This window comes from Roseibium sediminis, assembly GCF_008711325.1.
GTDB classification, from domain to species: Bacteria; Pseudomonadota; Alphaproteobacteria; order Rhizobiales; family Stappiaceae; genus Roseibium; species Roseibium sediminis.
Map to the genome: position 1 here is coordinate 117,638 of NZ_VXDB01000004.1, position 24,814 is coordinate 142,451.

20 protein-coding genes and 1 tRNA gene are annotated in these 24,814 nt (G+C 57.2%); 10 read left to right on the forward strand and 11 right to left on the reverse strand.

Features of this window, described 5'->3' with window-relative positions; all coding sequences use genetic code 11:
- Nucleotides 1–25: 25 nt before the first annotated feature.
- Nucleotides 26–634, forward strand: a complete 609-nt coding sequence (locus tag F0155_RS05500) for a MerR family transcriptional regulator (protein WP_150523485.1) — start codon at nucleotides 26–28, stop codon at nucleotides 632–634.
- Nucleotides 635–684: 50 nt separating this feature from the next.
- On the opposite strand, the gene F0155_RS05505 is transcribed toward F0155_RS05500, so the two are convergent.
- From F0155_RS05505 to F0155_RS05515, 3 genes are all read right to left on the reverse strand, one after another.
- The gene (locus F0155_RS05505; protein ID WP_150523486.1) at nucleotides 685–1,974 is read right to left on the reverse strand and encodes a hypothetical protein; all 1,290 of its coding nucleotides are present in this window, start codon (nucleotides 1,972–1,974) and stop codon (nucleotides 685–687) included.
- 73 nt (nucleotides 1,975–2,047) lie between these two features.
- Nucleotides 2,048–3,250 carry a glycerophosphodiester phosphodiesterase family protein gene (locus F0155_RS05510; protein ID WP_425299912.1) on the reverse strand — a complete coding sequence of 401 codons (1,203 nt, stop codon included), beginning with the start codon at nucleotides 3,248–3,250 and terminating at the stop codon, nucleotides 2,048–2,050.
- Between the two features lie 46 nt (nucleotides 3,251–3,296).
- Nucleotides 3,297–4,526, reverse strand: coding sequence for a cytochrome P450 (locus F0155_RS05515; protein ID WP_150523487.1), 1,230 nt, complete (start codon nucleotides 4,524–4,526; stop codon nucleotides 3,297–3,299).
- Nucleotides 4,527–4,773: 247 nt separating this feature from the next.
- Here F0155_RS05515 and F0155_RS05520 point away from each other — a divergent pair, with 247 nt between their 5' ends.
- The gene (locus F0155_RS05520) at nucleotides 4,774–4,962 is read left to right on the forward strand and encodes a hypothetical protein (protein WP_150523488.1); all 189 of its coding nucleotides are present in this window, start codon (nucleotides 4,774–4,776) and stop codon (nucleotides 4,960–4,962) included.
- A gap of 417 nt (nucleotides 4,963–5,379) precedes the next feature.
- Here the strand turns inward: F0155_RS05520 and F0155_RS05525 are convergent.
- The 5 genes from F0155_RS05525 to F0155_RS05545 form a co-directional block, all read right to left on the reverse strand.
- Nucleotides 5,380–5,456: transfer RNA gene (locus F0155_RS05525), tRNA-Pro, on the reverse strand.
- A 47-nt stretch (nucleotides 5,457–5,503) separates the two neighbouring features.
- Nucleotides 5,504–6,766: an O-antigen ligase family protein gene (locus tag F0155_RS05530; RefSeq protein WP_150523489.1), complete on the reverse strand. Its 1,263-nt coding sequence runs from the start codon at nucleotides 6,764–6,766 to the stop codon at nucleotides 5,504–5,506.
- The gene (locus tag F0155_RS05535) at nucleotides 6,763–8,355 is read right to left on the reverse strand and encodes an undecaprenyl-phosphate glucose phosphotransferase (RefSeq protein ID WP_150523490.1); all 1,593 of its coding nucleotides are present in this window, start codon (nucleotides 8,353–8,355) and stop codon (nucleotides 6,763–6,765) included. Before F0155_RS05535 ends, F0155_RS05530 begins: the two co-directional genes overlap by 4 nt.
- Nucleotides 8,352–9,584 (reverse strand): glycosyltransferase family 4 protein, encoded by a 1,233-nt coding sequence (locus F0155_RS05540; RefSeq protein ID WP_150523491.1) that lies wholly within the window; start codon nucleotides 9,582–9,584, stop codon nucleotides 8,352–8,354. Before F0155_RS05540 ends, F0155_RS05535 begins: the two co-directional genes overlap by 4 nt.
- A gap of 107 nt (nucleotides 9,585–9,691) precedes the next feature.
- Nucleotides 9,692–10,249, reverse strand: coding sequence for a polysaccharide biosynthesis/export family protein (locus F0155_RS05545; RefSeq protein WP_150523492.1), 558 nt, complete (start codon nucleotides 10,247–10,249; stop codon nucleotides 9,692–9,694).
- 197 nt (nucleotides 10,250–10,446) lie between these two features.
- Between F0155_RS05545 and F0155_RS05550 the strand changes: the two genes are divergently transcribed.
- Nucleotides 10,447–12,768, forward strand: coding sequence for an exopolysaccharide transport family protein (locus F0155_RS05550; protein ID WP_150523493.1), 2,322 nt, complete (start codon nucleotides 10,447–10,449; stop codon nucleotides 12,766–12,768).
- A 33-nt stretch (nucleotides 12,769–12,801) separates the two neighbouring features.
- Here F0155_RS05550 and F0155_RS05555 read toward each other — a convergent pair whose 3' ends face one another.
- Entirely contained in the window at nucleotides 12,802–13,947 is a 1,146-nt protein-coding gene (locus tag F0155_RS05555) for a GNAT family N-acetyltransferase (protein ID WP_150523494.1), read from the reverse strand.
- Nucleotides 13,948–14,230: 283 nt separating this feature from the next.
- On the opposite strand from F0155_RS05555, the gene F0155_RS05560 reads away from it, so the two are divergent.
- The gene (locus tag F0155_RS05560; protein WP_208999147.1) at nucleotides 14,231–15,226 is read left to right on the forward strand and encodes a polysaccharide deacetylase family protein; all 996 of its coding nucleotides are present in this window, start codon (nucleotides 14,231–14,233) and stop codon (nucleotides 15,224–15,226) included.
- On the opposite strand, the gene F0155_RS05565 is transcribed toward F0155_RS05560, so the two are convergent.
- Nucleotides 15,186–15,398, reverse strand: a complete 213-nt coding sequence (locus F0155_RS05565; RefSeq protein ID WP_150523496.1) for a DUF2842 domain-containing protein — start codon at nucleotides 15,396–15,398, stop codon at nucleotides 15,186–15,188. The genes F0155_RS05560 and F0155_RS05565 overlap by 41 nt on opposite strands.
- A 124-nt stretch (nucleotides 15,399–15,522) precedes the next feature.
- Here F0155_RS05565 and F0155_RS05570 point away from each other — a divergent pair, with 124 nt between their 5' ends.
- Complete coding sequence (locus F0155_RS05570) at nucleotides 15,523–16,608, forward strand: COX15/CtaA family protein (RefSeq protein WP_150523497.1); 1,086 nt, start codon at nucleotides 15,523–15,525, stop codon at nucleotides 16,606–16,608.
- Between the two features lie 75 nt (nucleotides 16,609–16,683).
- On the opposite strand, the gene F0155_RS05575 is transcribed toward F0155_RS05570, so the two are convergent.
- Complete coding sequence (locus F0155_RS05575) at nucleotides 16,684–17,967, reverse strand: O-acetylhomoserine aminocarboxypropyltransferase (RefSeq protein WP_150523498.1); 1,284 nt, start codon at nucleotides 17,965–17,967, stop codon at nucleotides 16,684–16,686.
- Between the two features lie 765 nt (nucleotides 17,968–18,732).
- On the opposite strand from F0155_RS05575, the gene F0155_RS05580 reads away from it, so the two are divergent.
- The 5 genes from F0155_RS05580 (at nucleotide 18,733) to F0155_RS05600 (ending at nucleotide 24,813) form a co-directional block, all read left to right on the forward strand.
- Nucleotides 18,733–18,993 (forward strand): DUF4212 domain-containing protein, encoded by a 261-nt coding sequence (locus F0155_RS05580; protein WP_150523499.1) that lies wholly within the window; start codon nucleotides 18,733–18,735, stop codon nucleotides 18,991–18,993.
- A gap of 14 nt (nucleotides 18,994–19,007) precedes the next feature.
- Nucleotides 19,008–20,789, forward strand: a complete 1,782-nt coding sequence (locus F0155_RS05585) for a sodium:solute symporter family protein (protein WP_150523500.1) — start codon at nucleotides 19,008–19,010, stop codon at nucleotides 20,787–20,789.
- Between the two features lie 99 nt (nucleotides 20,790–20,888).
- Nucleotides 20,889–22,718 carry a DUF294 nucleotidyltransferase-like domain-containing protein gene (locus tag F0155_RS05590; RefSeq protein ID WP_150523501.1) on the forward strand — a complete coding sequence of 610 codons (1,830 nt, stop codon included), beginning with the start codon at nucleotides 20,889–20,891 and terminating at the stop codon, nucleotides 22,716–22,718.
- Between the two features lie 161 nt (nucleotides 22,719–22,879).
- Nucleotides 22,880–23,401, forward strand: a complete 522-nt coding sequence (locus tag F0155_RS05595) for a hypothetical protein (RefSeq protein WP_150523502.1) — start codon at nucleotides 22,880–22,882, stop codon at nucleotides 23,399–23,401.
- Nucleotides 23,401–24,813, forward strand: coding sequence for a 3'-5' exonuclease (locus F0155_RS05600; RefSeq protein ID WP_150523503.1), 1,413 nt, complete (start codon nucleotides 23,401–23,403; stop codon nucleotides 24,811–24,813). Before F0155_RS05595 ends, F0155_RS05600 begins: the two co-directional genes overlap by 1 nt.
- Nucleotide 24,814 lies beyond the last annotated feature (1 nt).

The window sequence follows — 24,814 nt, forward strand, 5'->3', positions numbered from 1 at the left end:
AAGACCTGAAGAGGGGTAGGAACCTTTGAGTACCCCGGATAAAAGCCCGGATGCATTTCGGACGATCAGCGAGGTCGCTGACGATCTGGATCTGCCGCAGCACGTTCTGCGTTTCTGGGAAACACGGTTTTCCCACATCAAGCCACTGAAACGGGGTGGCGGACGGCGGTATTATCGCCCGGATGATGTGGAACTTCTCAAGGGTATCCGACATTTACTGTATGGCGAGGGCTACACCATCAAGGGTGTGCAGCGTATCCTGAAAGAACAGGGCGTCCGCTTTGTCATGCAGGTATGGCGGGAAGACGGCCTGCCTGTGCCAGTTCTGGCGCGCCAGAATGAGGTGGACGAGCAGGAAGCCGAAGAGGCAGCTGCCGAAGCCTTTGCGCGGGATGCGGCACCATCTGAACCTCTTCCGCGCGGTGTTTTGCCGGATACGATGGAAAAGCCGGAATCTGCCAGCAAGTTGTCCGGTCTGAAATTCATGGACCGGTTGCGCGGCGAGCCTGCTGCCGACGAAGTCGAGACCGAAATCTCTGGCTCTCAAACGATGTCGAAGGAAGACGTTCGTCGGCTCCAGTCGACGTTGTTCGAGCTTCTGGAATGCAAGCGCATCCTTGATCAGGCCCGCTAGAGCGTTTCACGGAAGGCGAGACGTGCTGCTCGGCACTGCGGCCCCGTCATTCAGCCGAACAGCTTTTTAAGGCGTCCAACGAGGCCTTTTTTCTGCACCGGACGTGTCTGTTCTGTGATGGGCCTTTGCATCCGCCTGGCAATCTCGCGCACCTCATGAACTGATGCCCTTGGTGGCGGTGCGGGTTTGATGGCCGGCACATACTCTTTCAAGGCGCTGGCTGGCAGGTCCTCCTTGGCTTCGTCACTTTGTTCCGAAGGTACGGAGCCTGTGACTTTCATCACCGGCTCGCGTTCAAGCGATACCTGCGTCCAGGTTGCGTTCGCTGTCACAGCTTTCGTTGCTCGCCGAGCAGTTTTCAGATTTTGCAGAATGGCTGCATCTACCGGATCATTCAGATCCAGCCCGCCAAGCTCCTCCATATAGAGATCCTGATCGATCTCGGTGTCTTCATCTGTATCGCTATCCGTTACACCGAGGATCTGGCTCCGGACCGGCGAGAGAACAACGGAGAAGGGCTCACTGTCGCTGCGTTGCTGGTGCGAAACCAGAAATACCTCGTCCGGCGAGGGGCCAAAGGTGGCGCCATCTTCGAGCAAGGTTCCCTGCCGTTCGCATTGACGGATGAAACCGTTCGTCACCGTTGCAATATAATCCTGCGGGTAGGGCCCTGCTTCAAATGAGACTTCATGACCAATGAGGTTCTGTGCACCGAGCGCGAACATGCCGATCTGGGCCGGGCCATTCCGCACGAGCCCAAGCGAATAGTAACTCGGATGAAGCGCAAGAAAGGTCAGCGAATCCGCGCTGGCAAAGGTCCTGAACGTATCGGGACTGAGCAGATAGCCGTTTGAGGACCAGTAGACCGCACACGTATCCAGCTGCATGACGAGAGGAAGCGCAACAGCTCGCAACAGGCCCATGGCAGCAAGAACCTGCTGGCTGGTCTGCAGCGCCGAAACCTCGCGTTGGTCATCTCCAACCGCCGAAGCTTGATGAGTGCTGCTCAAGGGACGGTAGACCGAAACGATACAGACCGCCTGATGGGCGGTGACCCTCGAAGCGGCGTCTGGAAAGGTATCTTGCGTGATCTGCGACAGGGCTGCAGCCAGATATCGTGTCGGCTTCGCAGGCTCCGCCTTCTGGGTGATCTCCACCCGATATGCCCCGCAGTCGAACCAAAAGAGGTCGTCCGACCCGGACGCGACAGGCACCGGGTTGCTAAGACCTGCGGTAAAAGCCGCGTTGTCGATGAGTTCCAGAAGCTGTTCCGCTTCAAGAGGTTGCTGCGAGTTGCACAGGATTTCGCAGCAAGCTTTTTCTAACGGGATAACCTTCATCTTCACGTACCGTAAGTTATGGTTGTGTGAAGTGTAGTTGCAATCCCTTGTTTAGACCTTAAAGTCGCTCCGTTTACGGCAATCCCACGCAGGAAGCATAAAAGCTTGTGGTTGCCGGCCAGTCGGAAAAGACTCCGACAACACCCACATCCTGCGCAAGGACATCAAGGATTTCATAGACCATTCCGTCATCGGAGACGGCATCGCTGATGGTCTGGAAATACCAGCCGCCGCCACCGTTCAACGGGCCGGAACGCTCCAGCGTCCAAGTCATGATCTGCAGTCCCGCTTCCCTCGCAGCCTTTGCATAGGCGGAGGGAACGATCTTTCCATCTTCCAGCGCCAGCAGGACCCAGATTGGTGGAGCGATGTAATTGACGCCCATGCCCTTCAGTTCACCCATGGTGGGAGACAGGCTGTCCGGGCGGGATGGATCAAAGGGACCCGCAGCAAAGCGCCCGTCGAGAAAGACGGCCTGCTTGCCAAATTCAGATTCATTTTCAATCCAGTAGACGACATCCTTCAAGTCAAATGACTGCAGAAACACATCCTTTGCCGGAATGTCGGCTGCCTTGTACTCGTCGACAAGCTTCTGTGCATAATCGGCCTGTGTCATGCCATCAAACGGCATGGAAACCTTCGGCGCTTTCAGTTCGGGAATGAATTTGCCGCCCATTGACCTGATCAGATCGATGGACTGGCGGTGGGTAAGCAGTGTGCCATTGGTAGCGTAAAGGTCCGTTCGCCATGCGGCGGTGCCGTCTTGGTAGGCCTGCGGTGTGGTGGCCTGAGCATCTGCGGCATCCATTTTGCCGGAGAGCGTCATGAATTGAGCTAGCGTCACATCAGATGCCCTGCAATCAGCCGACGCTTTTTGTCCATTTGCGGCAGGCTGGAAAGGGTCGGTGCATTTATCAGCCAGATCGCTGGTCAGGATGTTTGTGGTGGTGTGGAGGTCATCCTGAGCGTGACGGCAGACAAGTTCCTTGTCGGCGGTGAAGGTCACGTCGCATTCGATCAGGCCTGCGCCCATGACGCCGGCCGCCCGATAGCTCTCTGCGGTGTGTTCGGGAAACTGAAGCGCGGCCCCGCGGTGCCCGATGGAGAAGTCCGTCCGCTTGACCGGTTGCCCAAGACAAGCCTCCAACCGGGTCTTCAAGGGGCCGTCCTTCATCTTCGAAACAAGATAGGCCGGGCGGGGACCAACCTGTGCGGTTTCGGCCATTGCGGAGGAAGTGAAAGATGTGAGGGCAATTACGATGGAAAGGGCGCGCAGGCTCAAAAGGAAATCTCCAAAACATGAGGGCTAAAAACTTGGTCGGTCAGCTCATTCGTACCATAAGCCGCTCTGGTCCTCGCACGGAAAGGCCGCGCTTGTAGACGGGATCGTCTTCCGCCAGCTCAATTGTGCTGAATCGGTCAAACAGGGTGGTGAAGACGATGTCCATGTCGAGTCGGGCGAGGTGATTGCCGAGGCAAAAATGCGCCCCGCGGCCAAAGGCTGAGTGCCAGTTGGGTGTCCTGCCGACATCGAACGTGTCTGCATCCGGGAACTGTTTCGGATCGCGATTGGCGGAACCATAAAGCACGCCGAACTTCGTTCTCGCCGGGTAGTTCTGTCCGGCCACTTCGACGTCTTCGGTCGAGTAGCGGTGGAAGAAGGGCAGGGGCGATTCATACCGGAACATCTCCTGCACAGCCGTTTTCATCAGGCTGCGGTCCTCGCGCAGGCGCTTCATCTGGTCTGGAAACCTGAGCAGAGCATGCATGCCGCTGCCCAGCACATCAATGGTCGAGCCATGCCCTGCCATCAGGATGAGCATGGCCGTGGAGATGAACTCATCCTCGTTCATGTCCCCGCGCCGTTCGGCTTCGATCATCAGCGAAATGAGGTCGTCCCTGGGTGCCTTCTCACGCTCGTGCTTGAGGTCTGTGAGGTAATGATAGAATTCGGTGGTGTTGCGTTCCGCCAACGCCTTGCGCTCGTCGCTCCGGTCAATGTCGAAAAACTGGACAATGTTTTCCGACCAGATCCGAAGTTGCGGACAATCCTCATCGGGAACACCGATGATACGGCCAATCACATGCCCAGGTACCTGGGCCGCCAGATCTTCGATAAAGTCGAATTCCTCGCGCTCGGCCAGCTTGTCGACGAGATCGCTGACATGTGCCTCGATTTCCGGTCGGAGATTACCCACCATGACCGGCGTAAACAGCTTGAATACCTGCTTGCGAAGTCGGTCGTGAATCGCTCCATCGCTGTCAAGTAGTGAAAATTGCACAAAGCGGGAATGATGCGGCATGTCATGCCAGTTTCCGGCCCGGCGCTGCGTCTCAATCTCGTCAGGAGTTGCTATGTGCGCCATTGAACGCACCATGACAGGATCGGTAATGATCCGCGTCACATCCTCAAATCGGGCCGCAAGCCAAATGTCGAAGAACGGATAATAGGTCAGGCCGGGAATGGCGCGCAGCTTGGCGTAATGGGAGTACGGATCTTGCGCAAAACTCTGTGAGAGCGGGTCAAATCCGGCATTCTGGGACTCGGACATAATGTCTCCGATTTGGGAAATTCTGCTGAAGCTAACGTGTTGCAGGACGAGGAAAAAGCGCGTGTAAATTGCAAAAATACGGAAATGCACGGCAAGAGAGAAGGCTGTGGATAAAAAGTGGGGATACTGAGGGAATTGCAAGTTTTGACAATAAGGGCAAAACCGGTTGCAGGCTTAGGCTCCAAGTCGCGTCCAAGTAGTGTGTATCCAAGATGCCTGAACCAGAACCGAGTGAGTAGAGGGCAGCATGCAAGTACCGCGAACACTCCAGAAAGATTATCGTGAGTTCCTGGAGAGAACAGGATTTCAGAACGAAAATCCGCAAGCCCTCCTGATGGAACTGGCCTCCCTGAGCATGGATGTCTATTTCCGTGAGGTTGCCTGGCTTTCCGAGTTTTTGGGTAAGGTCAAGGAAAGTCGCGACAGGGCGGCCTGATCGGGACTGCCGTTGCTACGCGTCGTCTCGGCCATGATCCCTCTTGGTCAAGATGCGTGGTTCAGACCAGCCCTCCGCAAAGCCGATGAGATAACGGTCGGAAAAAAGCTCCGGAGCCTTGGGCCCGGAGCGATACAGTTGAATGCTTTCCGAAAGAGGAAACTACAGAATGCTTCAACAGTTAAGCGCAAGTGCTTAGATGGCGCTACGGCACTCCTGTTGTAGACGGGGTGTATTTCAACAGTAGGTACTTTCAACAGGGGAATCTGCACCGCTCAAGCGGGCTGCCAAATGCCGGATTTCGAAGGAAAAGGCTGGCAACAAACAGCCTTTGCCGGTCATCAGTCAACCGGTCGGAAAATTTGCGAAAAAATTCGAGGATATGAAGTGGGGGAAGGCGGAGCGATGTCCGCAAGATGGTCGGGCAGGCCGGATTTGAACCGACGACCCCTTCACCCCCAGTGAAGTGCGCTACCAGGCTGCGCTACTGCCCGAACGGCTCCTACCTATCGCGTTCGCTTCGCCTTCGCAAGCCGCTAAATCAGTGGCCGGGGGAGATTATCCCCTGATGGCGTCTGCGTATTTCCAGTTTGTCCGCAGCGATCAGGCCCCAGGCAAGACCGTAGAGCATATACATGTGGCGCCAGTGGTCGGTGTCGATCACGAAGCTCAGCAGCAGGTGAGCGACCAGAGCGGCAAAGACGCATTGAGCAAAGGGGGCCCAGGGGCGCGCCTTGAAGACGACGCCGAGCAAGGAGCGCACGGTCCAGATAGCCATGATGATGTAGACGACACCGCCCAGCCAGCCATAGGTGGTGAACCCCTTCAGATAGACGTTGTGTTCGTCCTCGGGAAAATACTTGTTGAACTCCAGCGCGCCGAGCCCCAGCGGTCTTTCCATCACCAGTTCAAAGCCAAGCGCATAGCGGGCAAAGCGACCAAGACGGGCACCGTCATACTCCTGAACGAGTTTCGCGCGTTGCTGGAACATGTCTGCAACGCTGTCGATTGAAAGCGCTATGGCCAGCAGGCCTACCGCGGCGAAAATGCCCAATAGCCCGATGCCGACAAGCCGCGCCCGGCGTCCGGGGTGGCGTTCTGCTCCCAGCGAAAGAAAATACAAGATGATACTGGCAGCGACCAGAGCTCCCCAGGCCCCGCGTGAAAAGCTGAGAAAGAGGGCGAGGACCAGCACTGGCAGCAGCAAGAGGGCCGCGCCATTAAAGTGGATCGGCCGGCGGAAAAAGTCCTGCATCAGGATGAGGATCGGCAGCACCAGAAACGGTCCGAACACGTTCGGGTCCTCAAATGTGCCGCGTGCGCGGCCATAGAGAGTGAAGAAGTCGGCGCCGGGGAAGAGGTTGAAATAGCCTGCAATCCCTGCCAGCGCCACAAATACGCTGCTGGCCAGCAAGGCTGTCTGGATGGTTCGGTACCGTTTCGGCGTTTCGGCCAGAATGGCGGCATAGAAGATCGATGTAACTGCCAGAAAGCCGGTCACCGCGATGTAGATGACTGCATCTCCGAACTCCCTCGCCAATGGCGCTGCTGCAATCCCGCCCGTCGTATAGAGCATCATGCAGACGATAAGCGGTCCGAACTCGCGTCGCAGTCTCAAGCCACAGGCTAGCCAGACAACGGAGAGAAAGACCAGATACAGCTCATAGGGAGCAGGTTCGCGAATAACGAAACCGGAAAGGAAAATGGCAAGCCAAAGCGCGCCGTTTCCAAGCGCATAGGTCGAAACGAAGTAGCCGGGGTCACCCGGATGGCGGGTGCCATATGTTTCGGCCGCAAGGGTCAATACGCGTTCTCCGTGTTCAGGAGCTTGAACGGCGTCATCAGGAGGATCTTGAGGTCAAACAGGATCGACCAGTTCTCGATGTAATAGACGTCGCACTCGACACGCTTCTGGATCTTCTCCGGGGTGTCCACTTCACCGCGCCAGCCATTGATCTGCGCCCATCCGGTCACACCGGGCTTCACCTTGTGGCGGGCAAAGTAGCCGTCAACCACTTCATCCCAGGTCTTGTTGTCCGTATGGGCATTGACGGCGTGGGGGCGGGGGCCGACGAGCGACAGGCTGCCAGCCAGCACGTTGAAGAGTTGCGGCAGCTCGTCAATCGAGGTCTTGCGGATGAACCGGCCGACGCTCGTGACGCGAGGATCGTTCTTCGTCACGACCTTCTTGGCATCCGGATCGGCCAACTCGGTATACATCGAGCGGAACTTCAGAACTTCAACGATCTCGTTGTTGAAGCCGTAGCGCTTCTGGCGGAACAGGATCGGTCCCTTGCTGTTCAGCTTGATCGCAATGGCCGTCCCGATCATCACGGGGGTGAGTGCGACAAGCGCCAGTGTGGCAAAGAAGAGGTCGAACACCCGTTTGGCTACGCCGTCCCAGTCGGCGATGGGTTTGTCCACCATGTCGACAAAGGGAACCGTGCCGATGAACGATGCGCCACGGCTACGGAACCGCGCTTTGTCTGTGTGGGCTGACAGGCGAATGTCGACCGGGAGAATCCAGAGTTTGGCAAGCAGCTGCAGGACGCGCTGTTCGGCGCGCAGCGGAATGCAGACGATCAGCATGTCGACCCGAGCGCGGCGAGCAAACTCGATGAGAGAGTTGATGTTTCCAAGCTTGGGATAGCCTGCAACGACGGGAGGGGACCGGTCATTGGCGCGATCATCGAAGATGCCGCAAATGCGGATATCGTTGTCGCTCTGGGCTTCCAGCTCGTGGATCAGTTCTGCTGCCGCCGTGCCTCCGCCCACAATGACAGCGCGGCGCTCGAGGCGTCCCTGCGTCATCCAGTGGCGCACGCAGAAATAGACTCCGGTCCGGAACAACGTCATGCCGATCGCGGTGACCATGAACCAGAACCCAATCCAGTCAAGTGACGCGACTTCGCCAAACGGTGTTGTTGTGTGCAGGCCGATCATCGTACCGAAAGCCAAGGCAACCGCGGCCAGAACACGGCCCAGCTGCGAAACACTTTGGCGCATCACCGACACCTGATAGGCATCCGCAGCCTGCATGAATGCCAGAGCCAAGAGCGTGGTAATGGCAATCACGCTGGCGAGCCGCAGATCCGTTCCAATGACATCCAAGTAGCTGATGCCGGATCCAAGAGCACCAAATACAAGAATGCAAAGGTCGGTAAAGCGTACCGTGCCTGCCAGAACCTGCACAGAAATGCCGTCGTCGCGAAGCGAATCCGCAATTTCCTGCGCCTCCGGCGAAAGGAGGTGATCAACCTCCGGGTCGACGTTTCCGGTTTTCCATGACGGGTTTTCAACACTCGCCTGCAGCCTGCGCTGGAGGGCCAGCGCGGGGTTGGGGGCCGGCGGTGGTGCTTTTTGATCGAGTATTTCGCGGGCTGAAATGGTCATCGGATTTGTCGTGTTTTGGCGAAATAGGATTGTGTATGCGATGCGACGTCATCGACCGCTTTATCTGTACGAGCGTCATTGCTGGGAACGGGATGACCCCTGAGCTCCTTGTAGAGATCCGTGATCCGCTCGCTCATGAGATCGGCGGAAAAGGTCTCTGCCAGACAAGAACGTAGCCCCTTGGCGGTGCGTGCCATGTCCTGGGAGTTCGACAAGGCCTGGAGCATGGCAGCGGTCAAACCGCCAAGATGCCCCGGCTCGACCAGCCGATCGGCGTATTTGCCGAAGACTTCAGGAATGCCGCCGACACGGGTAGCGATCAGCGGCCGTTCTGCGGCGATCGTTTCCAGAACGATATAGGGCATCGCTTCAGCGCGAGAGGGAACGACCACTGTCTTTGCAAGCTGCAAGGCCATGCGATAGGGCATGGCGCCTTGAAAGGTGACCTTCTCCTCAAGCCCATAAGTATGGACCATTCGCCGATAGCGGTCCTCATCCGGCCCTTCGCCAACGATACGTGCTGTTGGAGCGGTGCCTGTCGCGAGCTTGATGTTGTTGAGGGCCTCAATGAAGAGATCCGTGCCCTTGAGGTCACGCAACATGCCGATGAACAGGAAGTCTACAGCGTCAGGACCAACTGAAACAGGCGAAAATTCCTCGGGCTTCAATCCGTTATAGACGACGCGGCTTGATGCGGTCGGGAGGCAGACCTTGCTCTCGAAGGCTGCCCTTTCATAGTCCGACACGAAGACCAGACCGTCGGTCATCCGGCTGAACAGACGCTCAAGCGTGTGATAAACGCGGCCCTCGATCCGGTTTGGATCATAATGAAGGCTGCCGCCATGCGGAGAATAGAGACGCGTGACGTCCTGTCCCTTCATGCGAAGGATTGATCCGATGATGCGGCTGTAGGCGCCACCCTTGGCGCCATGACCGTGGAGGACATCGGGCTCAAGGTTGCGAACATGATTATAGAGGGCGTGTGCGGCCTTGAAATCCGCGACCGAAAGCTGGCGCTTCATTGGAAAGCGGCCAATGCCAAGGCTCAGCCGTGGACGCAACTCGTCCAGCAAGGCGTTGTCGTATGTGCTGCCCGTTGAACTGTCGCAGATCAGTCCAACTTCGTGTCCCTGATCAACCTGACATTCGGCCAGGTCCCGGATATGGCGAAAGATGCCGCCAATGGGCGATCGGACACAATGGACAATCCGAAGCGTGTTCGTTGTCATTGCGCAGGTTCCCTGTTTCCGCCCTCGGGTCTCTTTTTGGACCTGTAGGGTTGGTTACCTGCACATTATCGAAAACAGATGAGTCCCCGGTTAATTCCCGATACTTGTCAGAAATACCGTTCTCGCACGTAGATTGTGTCGCCGGGCCGGATCGGGTCCGAAATGGGAACACGTCCGTTTATGATTTCACCATTGATCTGACGGGTGACATCGACATCGGCTTGTTGCGCCCGGGTCGAGAAACCACCTGCAGTCGCGATCGCATTCTGCACCGTCATGCCGGGGACATAGTTATATTGGCCCGCGCTTTGCACCTCACCCATGACAAAGACCGGGCGATAGGTATCCACTTCAACAGAAACATCCGGATCACGCAGGTAGCCCTGCTTCAGCTTCCGGGCAATTTCGGTTGCCAGCTCTTGCTGTGTCATGCCGCGTGCTGCCACGCTGCCGATCAGGGGGAAGGAAATATATCCTGCTTGATCAATGGTATAGGTGTTGGAGAGGTCGTTTTGGCCGAACACGAGGATGCGCAGCCTGTCGCTGGAGTCCAGCTGATAGGGCTGAGTAAGGATCTCATGAAACGCGGTGGGTGGGCGCTTGTATCCGCTGCATGCGGTCAGCAGCCCGCACACAACCAAAACAAGGAACGCGCGAAACGACATTAAAGACTCTCCAAAGATGCAAAGTCACAATCGCAATCTATGGTTAATGGGAGGTGAAGGTCTGCCTGAGGTCGATAAATTTAGCGTAAAAATTGCAGCAATAAATATTAACGCGATAATCAGTGCGGGGAGGGGGTGTTTAACTGATCGCTTACCCTATTTCGTCATAGTTGCGATGACCTCGTGGAGTTTTTGCAATGAGCACTGCGCGTAACGCAGACTATGATCCTGATATGGCGCTGGACCTCGGCGGAATCGTTCGTGCGATTTTCCGCTCGTTGTTCTGGTTGTTGCCGCTCATTGTGCTTGTCTGCATGGGCACGCTTTTTGTTCTCCAGTTCGTTCCGTCCAAATACAAGGGTGAAGCACGTCTTCTTATAGAGAGTAAGGAGTCGGAGATCCCCGGCGGGTCGCGCGGTGTTGAGGTCGAACGTGCGGTTCTGGACAGCGAAGGTGTTGCCAGCCAGGTGCAATTGCTGAAATCAGCCGATCTTGCACGCAAGGTCGTCCGCAAGCTGGATCTCGCTTCCATTGAGGAGTTCAATGCCGACAAGAGCGATAAGCTTTTTAATCGTCTGCTGATCGAGGCGGGGCTTGATCGTCAGCCGCTTCCTTCCACGGTCGAGGAACGTGTCCTCAAGCACTACTACGAGAACCTCGCGATCTATCGTCTTGAGGATTCCCGCGTCATTGCGGTCGAATATTCCGCTGAAGACCCTCAGCTTGCAGCGCTCGTTGCCAACACCATCCTGGATGAGTACATCGCGCTGCAGTCATCGGCGAAGCGTGAAACAACGGAAGTGGCAGCATCTTCTCTGGAACCGCAGATTGCCCAGCTGGAAGATGAGGTCCGGGTAGCTCAGCAGGCCGTCGAGGATTTCCGTGCTCAGGCCGATCTCCTGATCGGCACCGACAACGTGCCGCTGGCCCAGTCACAGCTCGCCGAGATCAGCAGCGAATATTCTTCAGCTCAGGCCTCCAAGGCAGAAGCACAGGCAAAGGCAGACCTCATTCGCGAACTTCTGAATTCCGGCGGGTCGCTTGAGACGGCTTCGGAAGTTCTGGAATCCCCGTTGATCCAGCGTCTGCGCGAGCGTCAGGTTGCCATTCAGTCGAATATCGCGGAACTCTCCATCACGCTGCTGCCGAACCATCCGCAGCTGCGCGCCCTGAACTCGCAGCTCAGCGACTATGATCGCCAGATCAGGTCCGAGGCTCGCAAGGTGCTGCAGGGATTGGAAAACAATGCAAAGGTTGCCAGTCAGCAGGCGAGGGCGCTTGAAACGCGGCTGAACGAGCTCAAGCAGGAAGCTGCGAAATCGAACGACGATCTGGTGCGCCTGAGCGAACTGCAACGCGTGGCAAATGCCAAGGCATCGCAGCTTGAATCAGTCATGGCAAAGTTCCGTGAGGCTGACACCCGGTTGCGGTCACAGGTTCTGCCTGCAGATGCGCGGATCATTTCCCGGGCCCGCGTCCCGGTCGAGGCTTATACACCCAAGGTATTTGCAACCACGGTCATCGCCGCCCTCATCACGTTCCTGCTTGGCTGCACATTGGTATTGATGCGCGAGTTTCTGTCCGGCCGCGCCGTCCGTCAGGTTTCCTACGGTGGCCACCGTGGGGCACGTTCGTCCGAGCCGCCCGAAGTTGTTCGCCAATGGATCGAGGAAGACGAGCGCCGTGATGATCGCTCCAGACGAAGAGCACCGTCACGAGAAGGAGCATCCGCAAGGGACAGTGCGTTCGCGCCGACCGGATACGGGTTCTATTCTGCCAGCAACTACGATTTGTCGCCCCAGCGGGGCGATCGCGCTGAAAGCCATGTCTCTGACCTGAAGCCGCAATCCGAGGCCGCACAGGATAATGGCAAACTGAGTGGTATGGCTGCCGCCCTGAAAGCTGCTGACGAAATGATGGCTGCCGGTCCGAAGCCGACCCGCAAGAAGGATGAATACGTCCTTCCCGAAGGCCACGAGATCAATGGACGTTATGTTGTCTTGAGCGTTGATGAGCCTGATGTTTCACACGCGGTAGCCTTCGAATTGGCTCGCTCTGCCGCAATGGCCGGCAGGTCAGCGGTCTTTGTCGAGGTCTTCCCGGAAGACATCGATCCCGATGGAGCGCCGGGCTTCTCCGATCTGGTGGCCGGTGAGGAAGTGTTTTCGAAGGTGATCTACCGGGATTCCAAAACCAATGCCCACATCATCGAGGCGGGGACAGTGCCGATCACCGATGAAATGGCAAAGGACGAACGGTTCGGTCGGGCGCTTGAGGCTCTGGCCAAGACACATGATGTCGTTGTCATTGATCTCGGGGCGATCGACGGGTCTCAGGCCAGCGCCAACATCCTTGGCTTTGCCGAGCAGGTGATCATCGGTGCAAGCTCTGATGAGTATGCGCAGGATCTTTCCGATGCCGCGAAGGTGCTGAAACTGAACACGGGCAACAAGGTCGACATTCTGTATCAGCCGAAGAAGGCCAGCGGTCGTGGACGCGGCCCCGGATACGCTGCCTGATTTTCATCGTCGAGTGCTGGATTGGCCACAGTGTCAAGAGGCCTGATCGTGCCCGCGTGCCATGAGGCGCCGCGCCTTGCGAATGCCTGACCAAAGGGTCGGGGAATTGCGAACTCTCGTCTTCAGGCGGGTCTTGGCACGGTCGAGTGCAGCCACAGCTTTCCCCTTGGCAGACACGGCGAGATAACAGTCGGACAGAGAGGCCGGTTCGGTCCAGCCATGTTTGTATCTTTCATCGCCAAGTCCGAGGTCGAGAAACCGGATGGCAGGATCAGCACACGCGTATCGGATGATTTCCATCAGCAAGACGATACCGGGGCTTTGCGGAAAGAACTCGTCATGAGCAAGGCTGTTGGCGTACCCAAACAGAGTGTCGCCTTGACGAAGGCACAGGTAGGTTGCGCGCGGTTCGTCGGCGACATCCAAGGCCCATGCCTGAAATGTGAGTCCTTCCTGATCGATTGAGGCAAGGGTCTTCAAAAATTCCTGCGATGCCTCATCCGAAAAGGCATTCGGAATACCGGTCAGGCTCTCCCGGCGTGCTCTCTGGTCGAGGAAGATATCCAGAATGGCGTTCGTCTCGCTCGGGGTTGAGCCAAGTCGCACCCTGTATCCACCAGCCTCTTCCAGTGCCCGTTTCTTGCGCTGAAGCTTCTTGCGTGTCGCCTTGCTCTGTGTCGCTTTGAAAAATGCGTCGAAATCGTCGGTCACTTCGCCGACAAAGATCATGCTGGGGCTTTGTGTCGCGGTCTCAAGAAGAAGAGGGTGTTGGCGCTCGTGCCACGTGTCTGGGATATTTTGAAGCGATATCAGGTTCGCACCTGTGTGCTGCGCGATGTCCGCAAGCAGCCGTTGCGCGGTTTCTCCGGTCATTTCCTGATAGAAATTCTTCGCCCACACGCCCGTATTCTGGTTTCCTTTATCTGCTCCGAGAAAGCTTAGTTCGCGGATGCCCATGCGACGTGTCAGTTGAAAAGGCAGGAGTCCAACAACTGTGCCCTCCTGCAGGATGACTGCTATCCTGCATTCCGGTACCTTGGACTTGCGGGCAGCTGCCGTGTAGGATAAACACCATCCTACTGACTGATAGGGAGAAAGTAGCGCATCGCCGGAAAGAGCGCCCCAATAGCCGGTCGCTGCCTCAACGCTCTGTTCAATCCTGATCTGGAAGCTTGTCAAACTTTGCCCCGGTTACAATTGAGGTGTACATAAGCGATGGATATTTGCCCCTTCGGTCCCGGGGGCCTTGCCGCGTTTCGACGTGAGGTGTTACCAAGGCGAATTCATCGCCAGAAGTAGCAATAATTGTTAAACATTCAGTATCATAGGATACCCCAGAGATTATCGGGTGAGCGAGATGGACAGACGCCACAGGGTGTTTAAAAGCGGCTTAAAACTGCTGAATGTCAGCGGTCTTGGCCGTTTTTTGGCTCCTGTCACCCAAGGCTGTGGTGCCGTTTTCATGATGCATCACGTGCGCCCGGCATCCGACAACGCCTTTCGGCCGAATGCCCATCTCTCCATTACGCCAGAGTTTCTGCGCTTTTCGGTCAACCGAATTCGCGAAAAGGGCTACGAGATCCTGCATCTTGATGAAGCAGTGGATCAGCTGAAGACCGGCTACGGTAGCAAGAGATATGCTGTTCTGACCTTTGACGATGGCTACCGGGATAATCTTGAAGTTGCCTATCCGGTCCTGAAGGAGCTGGACGCGCCTTTCTCTGTTTTCGTTACCAGCGGACTGATTGATCGCACCAGTGAACTCTGGTGGGTGGCAATCGAGCGCCTTGTTGCGGAAAACAGCGAGTTGGTTATCAGCGGACAGAGCGGGGAAGGGCCCATAAGTTGCGCAACGCCGGAAGAGAAAAATCGGTGCTTCGACCGTCTGATGGATATTCTGGGCAAGGATGTTCAGGAGCCGGATCAACGTGCGATCACTCGGGCGCTGGCTGAACGTTATGGTCTGGATCTTGGTGCGCTTGCCAATGAATACATGATGACATGGGATGAGCTGCGCGAACTGGCCGCTGATCCTTTGGTCACGATCGGGGCGCACACCCATGACCACTTTGCATTGGCGCGCTTGTCCGAGGGCGATGCCTGGGCCGATATCGACAAGGGCATGCAGCGCATTGAGCAGGAACTGGGGCTGCGGCCAAGGCATTTCGCCTATCCTTATGGAAAGGCGTTCTCAGTCTGCGATCGGGATGCCGACTATCTCGAACGGTCCGGTTTCTCGTCTGCGCTGACGACGTTCCCGGGAGTCCTGAACTCGGCCAGTGCGCGGACCCCGATGAAACTGCCGCGCATTTCACTGAACGGCCTCTACCAGACCAGCGATATTCTCGACCAGTATCTTACAGGCGCGCCATTTGCGCTCTACAAGGCCGCCAACTGGCTTGCGGGCGGGTTCGGGATCAAGTCGTCTTTTTCCCGCCTCTTTCCATCCACCAGATGATGGCCCCGGCCGGAATGACCCACGCCAGACCGGCAACGGCGAAATAGGCAAACACCACCCATCCATCGGCTGTCTGCAGCGTCATGTCGCCAACCACCATGGCGATGAAGGCGTAGCTGATGACAAAGACCACCAGCAGCACCATGCCGATGAATTTCCTGAGTGAAGGCATGCCTGTGTTCCTCGCGCAAATGGCCATTTCCCAGCGGTCAAGTGTCGCAAACGCAGGCTGACGACTTGCCGATTTCCCTGTGCACCTATATCTCACCCGGTCAAAGGTCAAATCCGGGACGCGCATGACAACGACTTCTGAACATACTTCAGTCACTGCAGGCATTGCTGCATCCGATATTCAGCGCAACAGAACCCTGATCCGCTGGTGGCTCTATGCGGTTTGCGCGCTCATCCTTGCGATGGTTGTGGTCGGTGGCGCGACCCGGCTCACGGAGTCGGGCCTGTCCATCACCGAGTGGAAGCCCATCCATGGCGTCATCCCGCCGCTGAGCGAAGCCGAGTGGGAAGAAGAGCTTGAGAAATACCGCCAGATTCCGGAATACCAGCTGATCAACAAGGGGATGAGCCTTGAGGAGTTCAAGTTCATCTTCTGGTGGGAGTGGGGTCACAGGCTGCTGGGGCGTTTCATCGGCGTCGCCTTCTTCATCCCGATGGTCGTGTTCTGGGCGCAGGGGCGGCTGGAGCCCTGGTTGAAGCCAAGGCTTGTTTTCGGTCTTTTCCTTGGTGGTCTTCAAGGCGCGGTTGGCTGGTGGATGGTTGCCTCCGGCCTTGTCGAGCGAACCGATGTCAGCCAGTACCGCTTGGCGACCCATCTCACACTCGCGTTTTTCATATTCGCCTATCTGTTCTGGATTGCACGGCGCTTGGCGCCTCGGGAAGCGGCAACTGAAAGCGAGCGGAGGGGCCTTTTGACGGTAGGTTGGGCGTTTCTGGCGCTCGTGTTCCTGCAGCTCTTCCTTGGAGGTCTGGTGGCGGGCCTCAACGCCGGCTTCACCTTCAATACCTGGCCGCTGATGGACGGAGCCATCATCCCCGAACGTCTGTTCGTGATGGATCCCTGGTGGATCAACATGTTCGAGAACGTGAAGATGGTGCAATTCCAGCACCGGATGGTCGCCTATGCGTTGGTCGTTGCTGTCGGGTTGCTCGCCTGGAAGTCTCTGCGGGTTTCGGGACGGATGCATGTCATGCGACCGGCCTGGCATCTGGTCGGCTTCATCGGCCTGCAGGTTCTGTTTGGTATCCTGACACTGATCTGGAACGTACCGCTCAGCATCGCTCTCGTGCATCAGGGATTTGCAGTGTTCGTTCTCGCCGCCAGCATCGACTATCTGGTGGCGCTGAAGGGCAGCTATCCGGTTCGATAAAAATTACAGTAGAAAATGAAAAAGCCCGGACAAGTGATTCCGGGCTTTTTGCTTTTTTGGATTTCAAAGCTGCACTTAGCTTGACGCCAATGCCTGATCCAGATCGGCAATGATATCCGCGACATCTTCGAGGCCGACTGAAACACGAACCACATCTGGGCCCGCACCGGCGGCGACCTTGTGATCGTCTTCCAGCTGGCGGTGCGTAGTCGAAGCTGGATGGATGATCAGGCTGCGTGTGTCACCGATATTGGCAAGATGGGAGAAGAGCTGGGTATTCGACACCATCTTCACACCAGCCTCGTACCCGCCTTCGACACCGAAGGTGAACACGGCGCCGGCGCCTTTCGGCATGTATTTCTGCTGCAGGCCATGGTGCGCATCACTCTCAAGGCCGGCATAGGACACCCACTTCACTTTTGGATGCGCCTGCAGGTGCTTGGCAACGGCAAGGGCGTTGTCGCAATGGCGCTGCATACGCAGCGGCAGGGTTTCGATGCCATTCAGGATCATGAAGGAGTTGAATGGCGAGATGGCCGGGCCAAGGTCACGCAGGCCAAGGACGCGGCAAGCAATCGCAAAACCGAAATTACCGAAGGTCTCGTGGATCACGAGGCCATGATACTCGTCGCGCGGCTTTGAGAGCAGGGGATAGCGGTCATTGGCAGACCAGTTGAAGGACCCGCCATCCACGATCACACCGCCCATGGACGTGCCGTGGCCTCCCATGAACTTGGTCAGCGAATGCAGCACAATGTCCGCACCATGTTCGATCGGGCGGCAGAGGTAGGGTGTCGCCATCGTGTTGTCGACAACAAGCGGAATGCCCTTTGCCTTTGCAATGGCACTGATTCCCTCGATGTCGGTCACCACACCGCCCGGATTGGCGAGGCTTTCAATGAAGATGGCCTTGGTGTTCTCGTCGATTGCAGCTTCGAACGTGCTGAGATCGGACGGGTCTGCCCACTTCACGTTCCAGCCGAAGCTCTTGAAGGAGTGCTTCAGCTGGTTGATCGATCCGCCGTAAAGTTTGTTGGCCGCGACGATATTATCGCCCGGCTGCATCATGGTGTGGAAGCACAGGAGCTGTGCGGAGTGTCCGGACGCGACGGCGAGGGCAGCCGTGCCGCCTTCCAGCGCTGCAACGCGTTCTTCCAGAACTGCGGTCGTGGGGTTGGTGATGCGGGTGTAGATGTTGCCGAAAGCCTGCAGACCGAACAGCGATGCGGCGTGGTCAACATCGTCAAAGACGAAGGATGTCGTCTGGTAGATCGGCGTTGCCCGCGCACCGGTGGAAGGGTCCGGCTGTGCACCAGCGTGGATGGCCAAAGTGGAAAAACCAGGAATTCCGTCACTCATTTAGATGTCTCCGAGCTTGATCGGGCGGCATCTTGGCTGATGCCTTCCGAAAGGTCAAAGGTATGCTCCGGAATTTTAGCAAGCGCCCTCGGCGGACGGTGATGGCATTGGCATATTCCACCCTGGTGCCGGGCAGAGCGCGAGGAGGTGGGCGAATGCAAATTCTGACCAGACATGTGCTTTGGCCTCGATTTCAAGGGCAATGCTCCCAATTGCTAATTCGAAATGCCGCTGCGTGAAGCACCTTCCGGCGGGTGTGGTGTATCAAAAATCGGCAGAAATCCTGATGGAAAAGTTAAATTAGACTTAAGTCGGCCATACCTAAGTAGGCTTGTACGCCCTGCAACTGCTGATACTAAAATTGTCCACCTTGATCATGGACCCGGCTTTCTGGGCCTGCGTGCATGGTTGATCTTTTCTGGCGTTTCGCACAAACACGCGGATGCAATTAAAGATAGGTGCAAATGATTCTATCAACCGGCATGGGGGTTTGCTGGCTGGGAAGTTTTGATCCAAGGCGTTTTCGCATTCCAACTGACCCGTAATTCCTGGGGTCTAGAAAACGTCGGAAGCCGGTGTGGGAAACCGGTAGTCAAGCGGCGGCAGGGATCAGGGCTTTAAATCGTTTTGCTCCGAACTTGTTTGGGAGCGCGACGACCCGGTGGGGATGTTTCAGCAAATAATCCAGCGTCGTCAGATGGGATTGCGGAGATTCCACGTCTCCGGTTGCACGGGGAATAAACAGGACAAAGTGGAGGAGCCTACATGTCCGACAACTCATCCAGTAATGCTTATTGGTCCGCCAATTTGCGTCTCATTGTGATCAGCCTCATCATATGGGCGCTGGTTTCTTTCGGGCTCGGCATCCTGCTGCGCCCTCTGGTTAGCGGCATTGCCGTTGGCGGAACCGATCTTGGTTTCTGGTTTGCCCAGCAAGGATCGATCCTGGTCTTCCTCGGGATCATCTTCTTCTATGCATGGCGCATGAACAGCCTCGACCGTGAACACGGCGTGGATGAAGAATAAGGGCAGTAGAGAACATGGATCAGTTTACCATTAACCTGCTGTTTGTGGGCGGCTCCTTTGCCCTCTACATCGGCATCGCGATCTGGGCCCGTGCGGGTTCCACTTCCGAGTTCTACGCTGCAGGTCGCGGCGTTCACCCGGTCACCAATGGGATGGCAACGGCTGCTGACTGGATGTCCGCTGCTTCGTTCATCTCCATGGCTGGCCTCATCGCCTTCACCGGTTACGACAACTCCACCTTCCTGATGGGTTGGACCGGCGGTTACGTGCTTCTTGCCCTGCTGCTTGCTCCGTATCTGCGCAAGTTCGGCAAGTACACCGTTTCCGAGTTCATCGGTGACCGCTACTACAGCCAGACCGCACGTATCGTGGCTGTTGTCTGCCTGATCATCGCGTCGGTAACCTACGTTATCGGTCAGATGACCGGCGTTGGCGTTGCCTTCGGTCGCTTCCTTGAAGTCAGCAACACAACCGGCCTTCTGATCGGTGCAGCTGTCGTGTTCGCCTACGCCGTTTTCGGTGGCATGAAGGGTGTGACCTACACCCAGGTGGCTCAGTATGTCGTTCTGATCACGGCTTACACCATTCCGGCAGTGTTCATCTCCCTGCAGCTGACTGGCAACCCGGTCCCGGCTCTTGGTCTCTTCGGTGACCATGTTGCTTCCGGCGAGCCGCTGCTGGCAAAGCTGGACGGCCTTCTGGTTGAACTGGGTTTCAACGAGTACACCACGCATAACGGTGACACGTTCAACATGGTCCTGTTCACCCTGTCGCTCATGATCGGTACTGCAGGTCTGCCGCACGTCATCATGCGCTTCTTCACCGTGCCGAAGGTGTCCGACGCTCGTTGGTCCGCTGGCTGGGCGCTGGTGTTCATCGCGCTCCTGTACCTCACCGCTCCGGCAGTTGGTGCAATGGCTCGCCTGAACATCACCGACATGATGTGGCCGAACGGCACTGCTGGTGAAGCTGTTTCCATCGAGACGATCGAAAACGATCCGAAGTACGACTGGATGCAGACCTGGCAGAAGACCGGTCTTCTCGGCTGGGAAGACAAGAACGGCGATGGCAAGATCCAGTACTACAACGACAAGGCTGAGTCCCTTCAGGCACGTGCAGAAGAAAACGGCTGGAAAGGCAACGAGCTGACCAACTTCAACCGCGACATCCTCGTTCTGGCGAACCCGGAAATTGCGAACCTGCCGGGTTGGGTTATCGGTCTCGTGGCTGCTGGTGGTCTCGCTGCTGCTCTGTCGACGGCTGCTGGTCTGTTGCTGGCAATTTCCTCCGCAGTGTCGCATGACCTTGTGAAGGGCTGGCTGAACCCGACCATCTCCGAAAAGGGCGAACTGATGTGGGCACGTGTGTCCATGGCTGTCGCCATTGCGGTCGCAACCTATCTGGGGCTCAATCCTCCAGGCTTTGCGGCGCAAACGGTGGCTCTCGCCTTCGGTCTGGCTGCGGCCTCGATCTTCCCGGCTCTCATGATGGGTATCTTCACCAAGGTCAACAGCCGTGGTGCGGTAGCTGGCATGATCGCAGGTATCTCCGTGACCCTAATCTACATCTTCCTGCACAAGGGTTGGCTCTTCATTCCGGACACGAACAGCTTCACCGATGCTGCTCCGTTGCTCGGCACGATCAAGTCCACCTCTTTCGGTGCGGTTGGTGCGCTGGTCAACTTCGCGGTTGCCTACTTCGTATCGAAGTCCTCCGCTCCGATCCCGGCGGACATCGAGAAGCTGGTCGAGAGCGTTCGCGTCCCGCGCGGTGCAGGTACTGCACAGGCTCACTAAGCCTCTATGGGAAGGCCGGGAAGTCGGCCTTCCTTTCCAATCAGATCCTGTCCGGTGTAAACCGGGCAGGACTTTTCTTTTGATTTCAGAGCGACGCCCATGCCCCTGACACCTGAGCAAATCCTCGGTTTTCTGAAATCGGTTCATCCCTACGATTCCATATCCCCGGATGCTCAGTCCCGACTTGCGCGCGAGTGCAAGGTCCAGCGCGTTGAAAAAGGCACGATTGTCTACGCTCTTGGCGACGGGCTGCCCGGCCTCTACCTGATCCACGACGGAGTGATCGAGATCCGCGACGAACACGGCGCGCCGGTCAGCCTTCTTGGTGTTCGAAATTCATTCGGTGAACGTGGCCTCATGCATGGCGGTCTGGCGGTCACGTCTGCGCAGGCCTCGGAAGACAGCACGCTGTTGATCGTGCCGGCGGACATCTTCCGCAAACTCATCGCCGAACATGACGTGATCGGACGGTTCTTTGACCGGTCAGGAAAACGCGAACCTCATCGGCGAGAGCTGGCGACGACCCGAGCCGAGACGCTTATGGCGGCAAACCCGTTCACCTGTTTGCCGGAGACACCTGTGCAGGACGCTGCCCGCATGATGCGCGACAAGCATGTGTCGTCCCTGTGCATCACGGCGGGAGACAAGGCCCTGAAAGGCATTGTCACGGTCCGCGATTTGTCCGGCAAGGTGCTCGCGGAAGGCCTTCCGTTCAACACCCCGGTTGCGGATATCATGACGGCAGCACCGTTCACTCTCAGTCCGTCGGCTATCGGCTCGGACGTGCTGCACCTGATGATGGAACGGCGCATTGGCCATGTGCCGATTGTCGAGGGTGGCAGGCTCGTCGGCATCATCACGCAGACGGATCTCACCCGCTATCAGGCCGTCAGCTCCGCAGATATGGTCAGCGAGATCGCCTATGCCGCATCTGCTGAGGAAATGGCCAGGGTCACCGCGCGTATTCCGAAGCTTTTGGTGCAGCTTGTGGGCGGTGGCAGTCGCCATGAAGTCGTCACGCGCCTGATCACGGATATAGCAGACACAGCAACGCGCCGCTTGCTGGCCTTGGCGGAAGAAAAGCTGGGCCCGCCGCCGGTTCCCTATCTCTGGCTAGCCTGCGGATCGCAGGGACGTCAGGAACAGACCGGCGTCAGCGATCAGGACAATTGCCTCTTTCTTGATGACGCGGTGACAGACGAGCAACGCGATGGCTATTTTGCCGATCTCGCCAAATTCGTCTCCGACGGCCTCGACACCTGCGGTTACATCTACTGCCCCGGTGATATGATGGCGACCAATCCGCGCTGGTGCCAGCCGATGCGGGTCTGGAGATCCTATTTCGAAGGCTGGATCGCCAAGCCTGATCCGATGGCACAGATGCTCTCTTCCGTCATGTTTGACCTGCGGCCGATTGGCGGTCACCTGCCGTTGTTTGAAAACCTGCAGGAAACAACGCTGGAAGCAGCTTCAAGGAATTCGATCTTCGTCGCCCACATGATCGCCAACTCTCTGAAGCACCAGCCACCGCTTAGCCTCCTGCGCGGTCTGGCAACGATCCGGTCCGGCGAGCACAAGAATACGCTCGACATGAAACATAATGGCGTGGTGCCTGTGGTTGACCTAGCGCGGGTTTACGCGCTTCGCGGGCGCATTGGCGCGGTGAACACGCGGGCCCGGTTGGTCGAGGCACGGGAACTCGGGCAGCTCAGTCAGTCAGGGGCAGGGGATCTTCTGGACGCCTATGACCTGATCGCCGAAACACGGCTGTTACATCAGGCCGAGCTGGTCAAGCAGGGCAACAAGCCAGACAACTTCCTGCTTCCGTCCAAACTGTCGGATTTCGAAAGAAGCCACCTGCGCGATGCCTTTGTGGTGGTGAAGACCATGCAATCTGCCATTGGCCACGGGACCGGCTTGCTGGGTTAAGGGCGGTATTCACCGAAAGCAAGGGTATGCAATAAAACAGACACTTGGCATGATCTGCAGATTCAAGGTGTGAAGTCGGCAGTGTCCGACTACGGTGCAAGTGGAATAACTTTCAGGACCATCGACCGCAACGGTCTCGGCCTGAAGCGGAGTGAGATGACATGTTCCTGGAATTGATCGCAACCTTCATCGCCGGTTTGGCAGCAGCCGGGGTCGTGCTGCTGGCAAACCGGGTGCTGGGCGGGCGCTTTCCCCGTTGGCTGACACCGGTTGCTGCAGGCGCAGTCATGATCGCCACAACAATCTACAGCGAATATGACTGGTTCTCCCGCACGAAAGCCACGCTGCCCGAAGGTGTGGTTGTGGCTCAAACGGTTGAGAGCAAGGCGGTTTATCGCCCATGGACCTACGTTTGGCCCTATGTCGAGCGTTTTGCGGCCGTGGATATCGCAACAATCCGCACCCACCCCCATCATCCCGGCGTAAAGCTCGCCGAGGTCTATTTCTTCGGTCGCTGGTCGCCCATCAACGAGATGATGGTGATCACCGACTGTCCGGGGCAAAAGCGGGCGGCGCTGGCTGATGCAATCAGTTTTGATGATGATGGCACCGTCGACGGAGCCGACTGGATCAAGGTGCCGGGAGAGGACGCCATTCTGACAACGGTGTGCGGAACGGTCTGATGCTCACCCAGCTCTCCCTCCGCCTCCGCATTTTCCTGATGTTTCTGGGACTGGCATTGGCCGGGGCGGCACTGGTGGGAGGAGCGCTTTATTGGGGGTATCAAAGGCTGGACGGGCAGGATGTCGCGTCAGCCTTTTTGTTTTCAGGCGTTGTGGCGGCCTTTGGCGTTGCAGCACTCGCTGTAATCTTTTGGCTTCTCTTCGATGAAAACGTTGCGCGCCCGATCGAGAAAATCGCCATCGCCATGCGCACCCGCGCGCATACGGATGTGGAGGCAGCCGTGGACCTTCACGAGGCGCGCTACCTCGGTGATCTGGCGCCCGCAGTTCATGCTGTCTCCGGACTGCTGGTGAAGTCCGGTTCCGAGGTCAGGCAGGCGGGGGCGGAAGAAACGGCGAGATTGGCGGCGGAACGGGCGCATTTGGCACTGTTGCTGACAGAAATCCCGGTCGCCATCATCCTGATCAGCCCGAACCACAAGATCATCCTCTATGACGGGCAGGCGGCAGATGTGCTGGGTCAGGTACATGTCCCGCGCCTCAGCGCATCGATCTTCGACTATTTCAATGAAGCTGACATGCGAAAGGCCCATGATCAGCTTTCCGAGACGTTGACCGAAGTGGTCAGCGAGGTGCGCTGCGCCCGGGATAACCTGTGCTTTGAACTGCGTCTGAAAAAGCTGAAACACGTGCAAGGCTACATGGTGCTGGTGGACAACACCCACGCCCGCATCACGCCCGAAGCCGAACGTCCGCTCGTCTACGACTTTGCCTTGTCTGAGCTTGATGGTGGGCATGAGCTGGAAAACAGGCCACTGGAAAGCCTGAGTTTCACGGTTTTCGACACGGAAACCACTGGCTTGATGCCCAACAAGGACGAGATCGTCCAGATCGGCGCCGTGCGCGTGGTCAATGGCAAGATCGTGCCGGGCGAGATCATCGATCAGCTGGTCAATCCGGGCCGCAAGATCCCGCCGGCCTCAACCAAGGTGCATGGCATTTCCGATGACATGGTGATAGGCGCGCCTGATGCTGTGACCTCGGTTCGCCATTTTCATACCTTTGCCAAGGATTCCGTTATCGTCGCCCATAATGCGCCGTTTGACATGGCCTTCATGCAACGGCACGGCAAGACATCGGGCCTTGTGTGGGATCATCCGGTTCTCGACACTGTGCTGTTGTCCGCCGTGCTCTATGGAACCACGGAGAAGCATACGCTCGATGCACTCTGCGATCGTCTCGGCGTCACCATTCCGCCAGAGCTCAGGCACACAGCGCTTGGGGATGCCCGTGCAACGGCAGAAGTCCTCTGCAAGATGCTGCCGATCCTGATTTCGAAGGGTCACAAGACCTTTGGAGATATCGTCCGTCAGACCCGCAAGCATGGCCGTCTTTTGAAGGACCTCAACTGAG

What these genes read in the sequence shown, in the direction of transcription:
- F0155_RS05520 (WP_150523488.1), top strand. Translation starts at nt 4,774, where the DNA reads ATGCAAGTACCGCGAACACTCCAGAAAGATTATCGTGAGTTCCTGGAG.
- F0155_RS05540 (WP_150523491.1), bottom strand. Translation starts at nt 9,584, where the DNA reads ATGACAACGAACACGCTTCGGATTGTCCATTGTGTCCGATCGCCCATT.
- F0155_RS05600 (WP_150523503.1), top strand. Translation starts at nt 23,401, where the DNA reads ATGCTCACCCAGCTCTCCCTCCGCCTCCGCATTTTCCTGATGTTTCTG.
- F0155_RS05560 (WP_208999147.1), top strand. Translation starts at nt 14,231, where the DNA reads ATGATGCATCACGTGCGCCCGGCATCCGACAACGCCTTTCGGCCGAAT.
- F0155_RS05505 (WP_150523486.1), bottom strand. Translation starts at nt 1,974, where the DNA reads ATGAAGGTTATCCCGTTAGAAAAAGCTTGCTGCGAAATCCTGTGCAAC.
- F0155_RS05535 (WP_150523490.1), bottom strand. Translation starts at nt 8,355, where the DNA reads ATGACCATTTCAGCCCGCGAAATACTCGATCAAAAAGCACCACCGCCG.
- F0155_RS05545 (WP_150523492.1), bottom strand. Translation starts at nt 10,249, where the DNA reads ATGTCGTTTCGCGCGTTCCTTGTTTTGGTTGTGTGCGGGCTGCTGACC.
- F0155_RS05595 (WP_150523502.1), top strand. Translation starts at nt 22,880, where the DNA reads ATGTTCCTGGAATTGATCGCAACCTTCATCGCCGGTTTGGCAGCAGCC.
- F0155_RS05515 (WP_150523487.1), bottom strand. Translation starts at nt 4,526, where the DNA reads ATGTCCGAGTCCCAGAATGCCGGATTTGACCCGCTCTCACAGAGTTTT.
- F0155_RS05575 (WP_150523498.1), bottom strand. Translation starts at nt 17,967, where the DNA reads ATGAGTGACGGAATTCCTGGTTTTTCCACTTTGGCCATCCACGCTGGT.
- F0155_RS05570 (WP_150523497.1), top strand. Translation starts at nt 15,523, where the DNA reads ATGACAACGACTTCTGAACATACTTCAGTCACTGCAGGCATTGCTGCA.
- F0155_RS05550 (WP_150523493.1), top strand. Translation starts at nt 10,447, where the DNA reads ATGAGCACTGCGCGTAACGCAGACTATGATCCTGATATGGCGCTGGAC.
- F0155_RS05565 (WP_150523496.1), bottom strand. Translation starts at nt 15,398, where the DNA reads ATGCCTTCACTCAGGAAATTCATCGGCATGGTGCTGCTGGTGGTCTTT.
- F0155_RS05585 (WP_150523500.1), top strand. Translation starts at nt 19,008, where the DNA reads ATGGATCAGTTTACCATTAACCTGCTGTTTGTGGGCGGCTCCTTTGCC.
- F0155_RS05590 (WP_150523501.1), top strand. Translation starts at nt 20,889, where the DNA reads ATGCCCCTGACACCTGAGCAAATCCTCGGTTTTCTGAAATCGGTTCAT.
- F0155_RS05580 (WP_150523499.1), top strand. Translation starts at nt 18,733, where the DNA reads ATGTCCGACAACTCATCCAGTAATGCTTATTGGTCCGCCAATTTGCGT.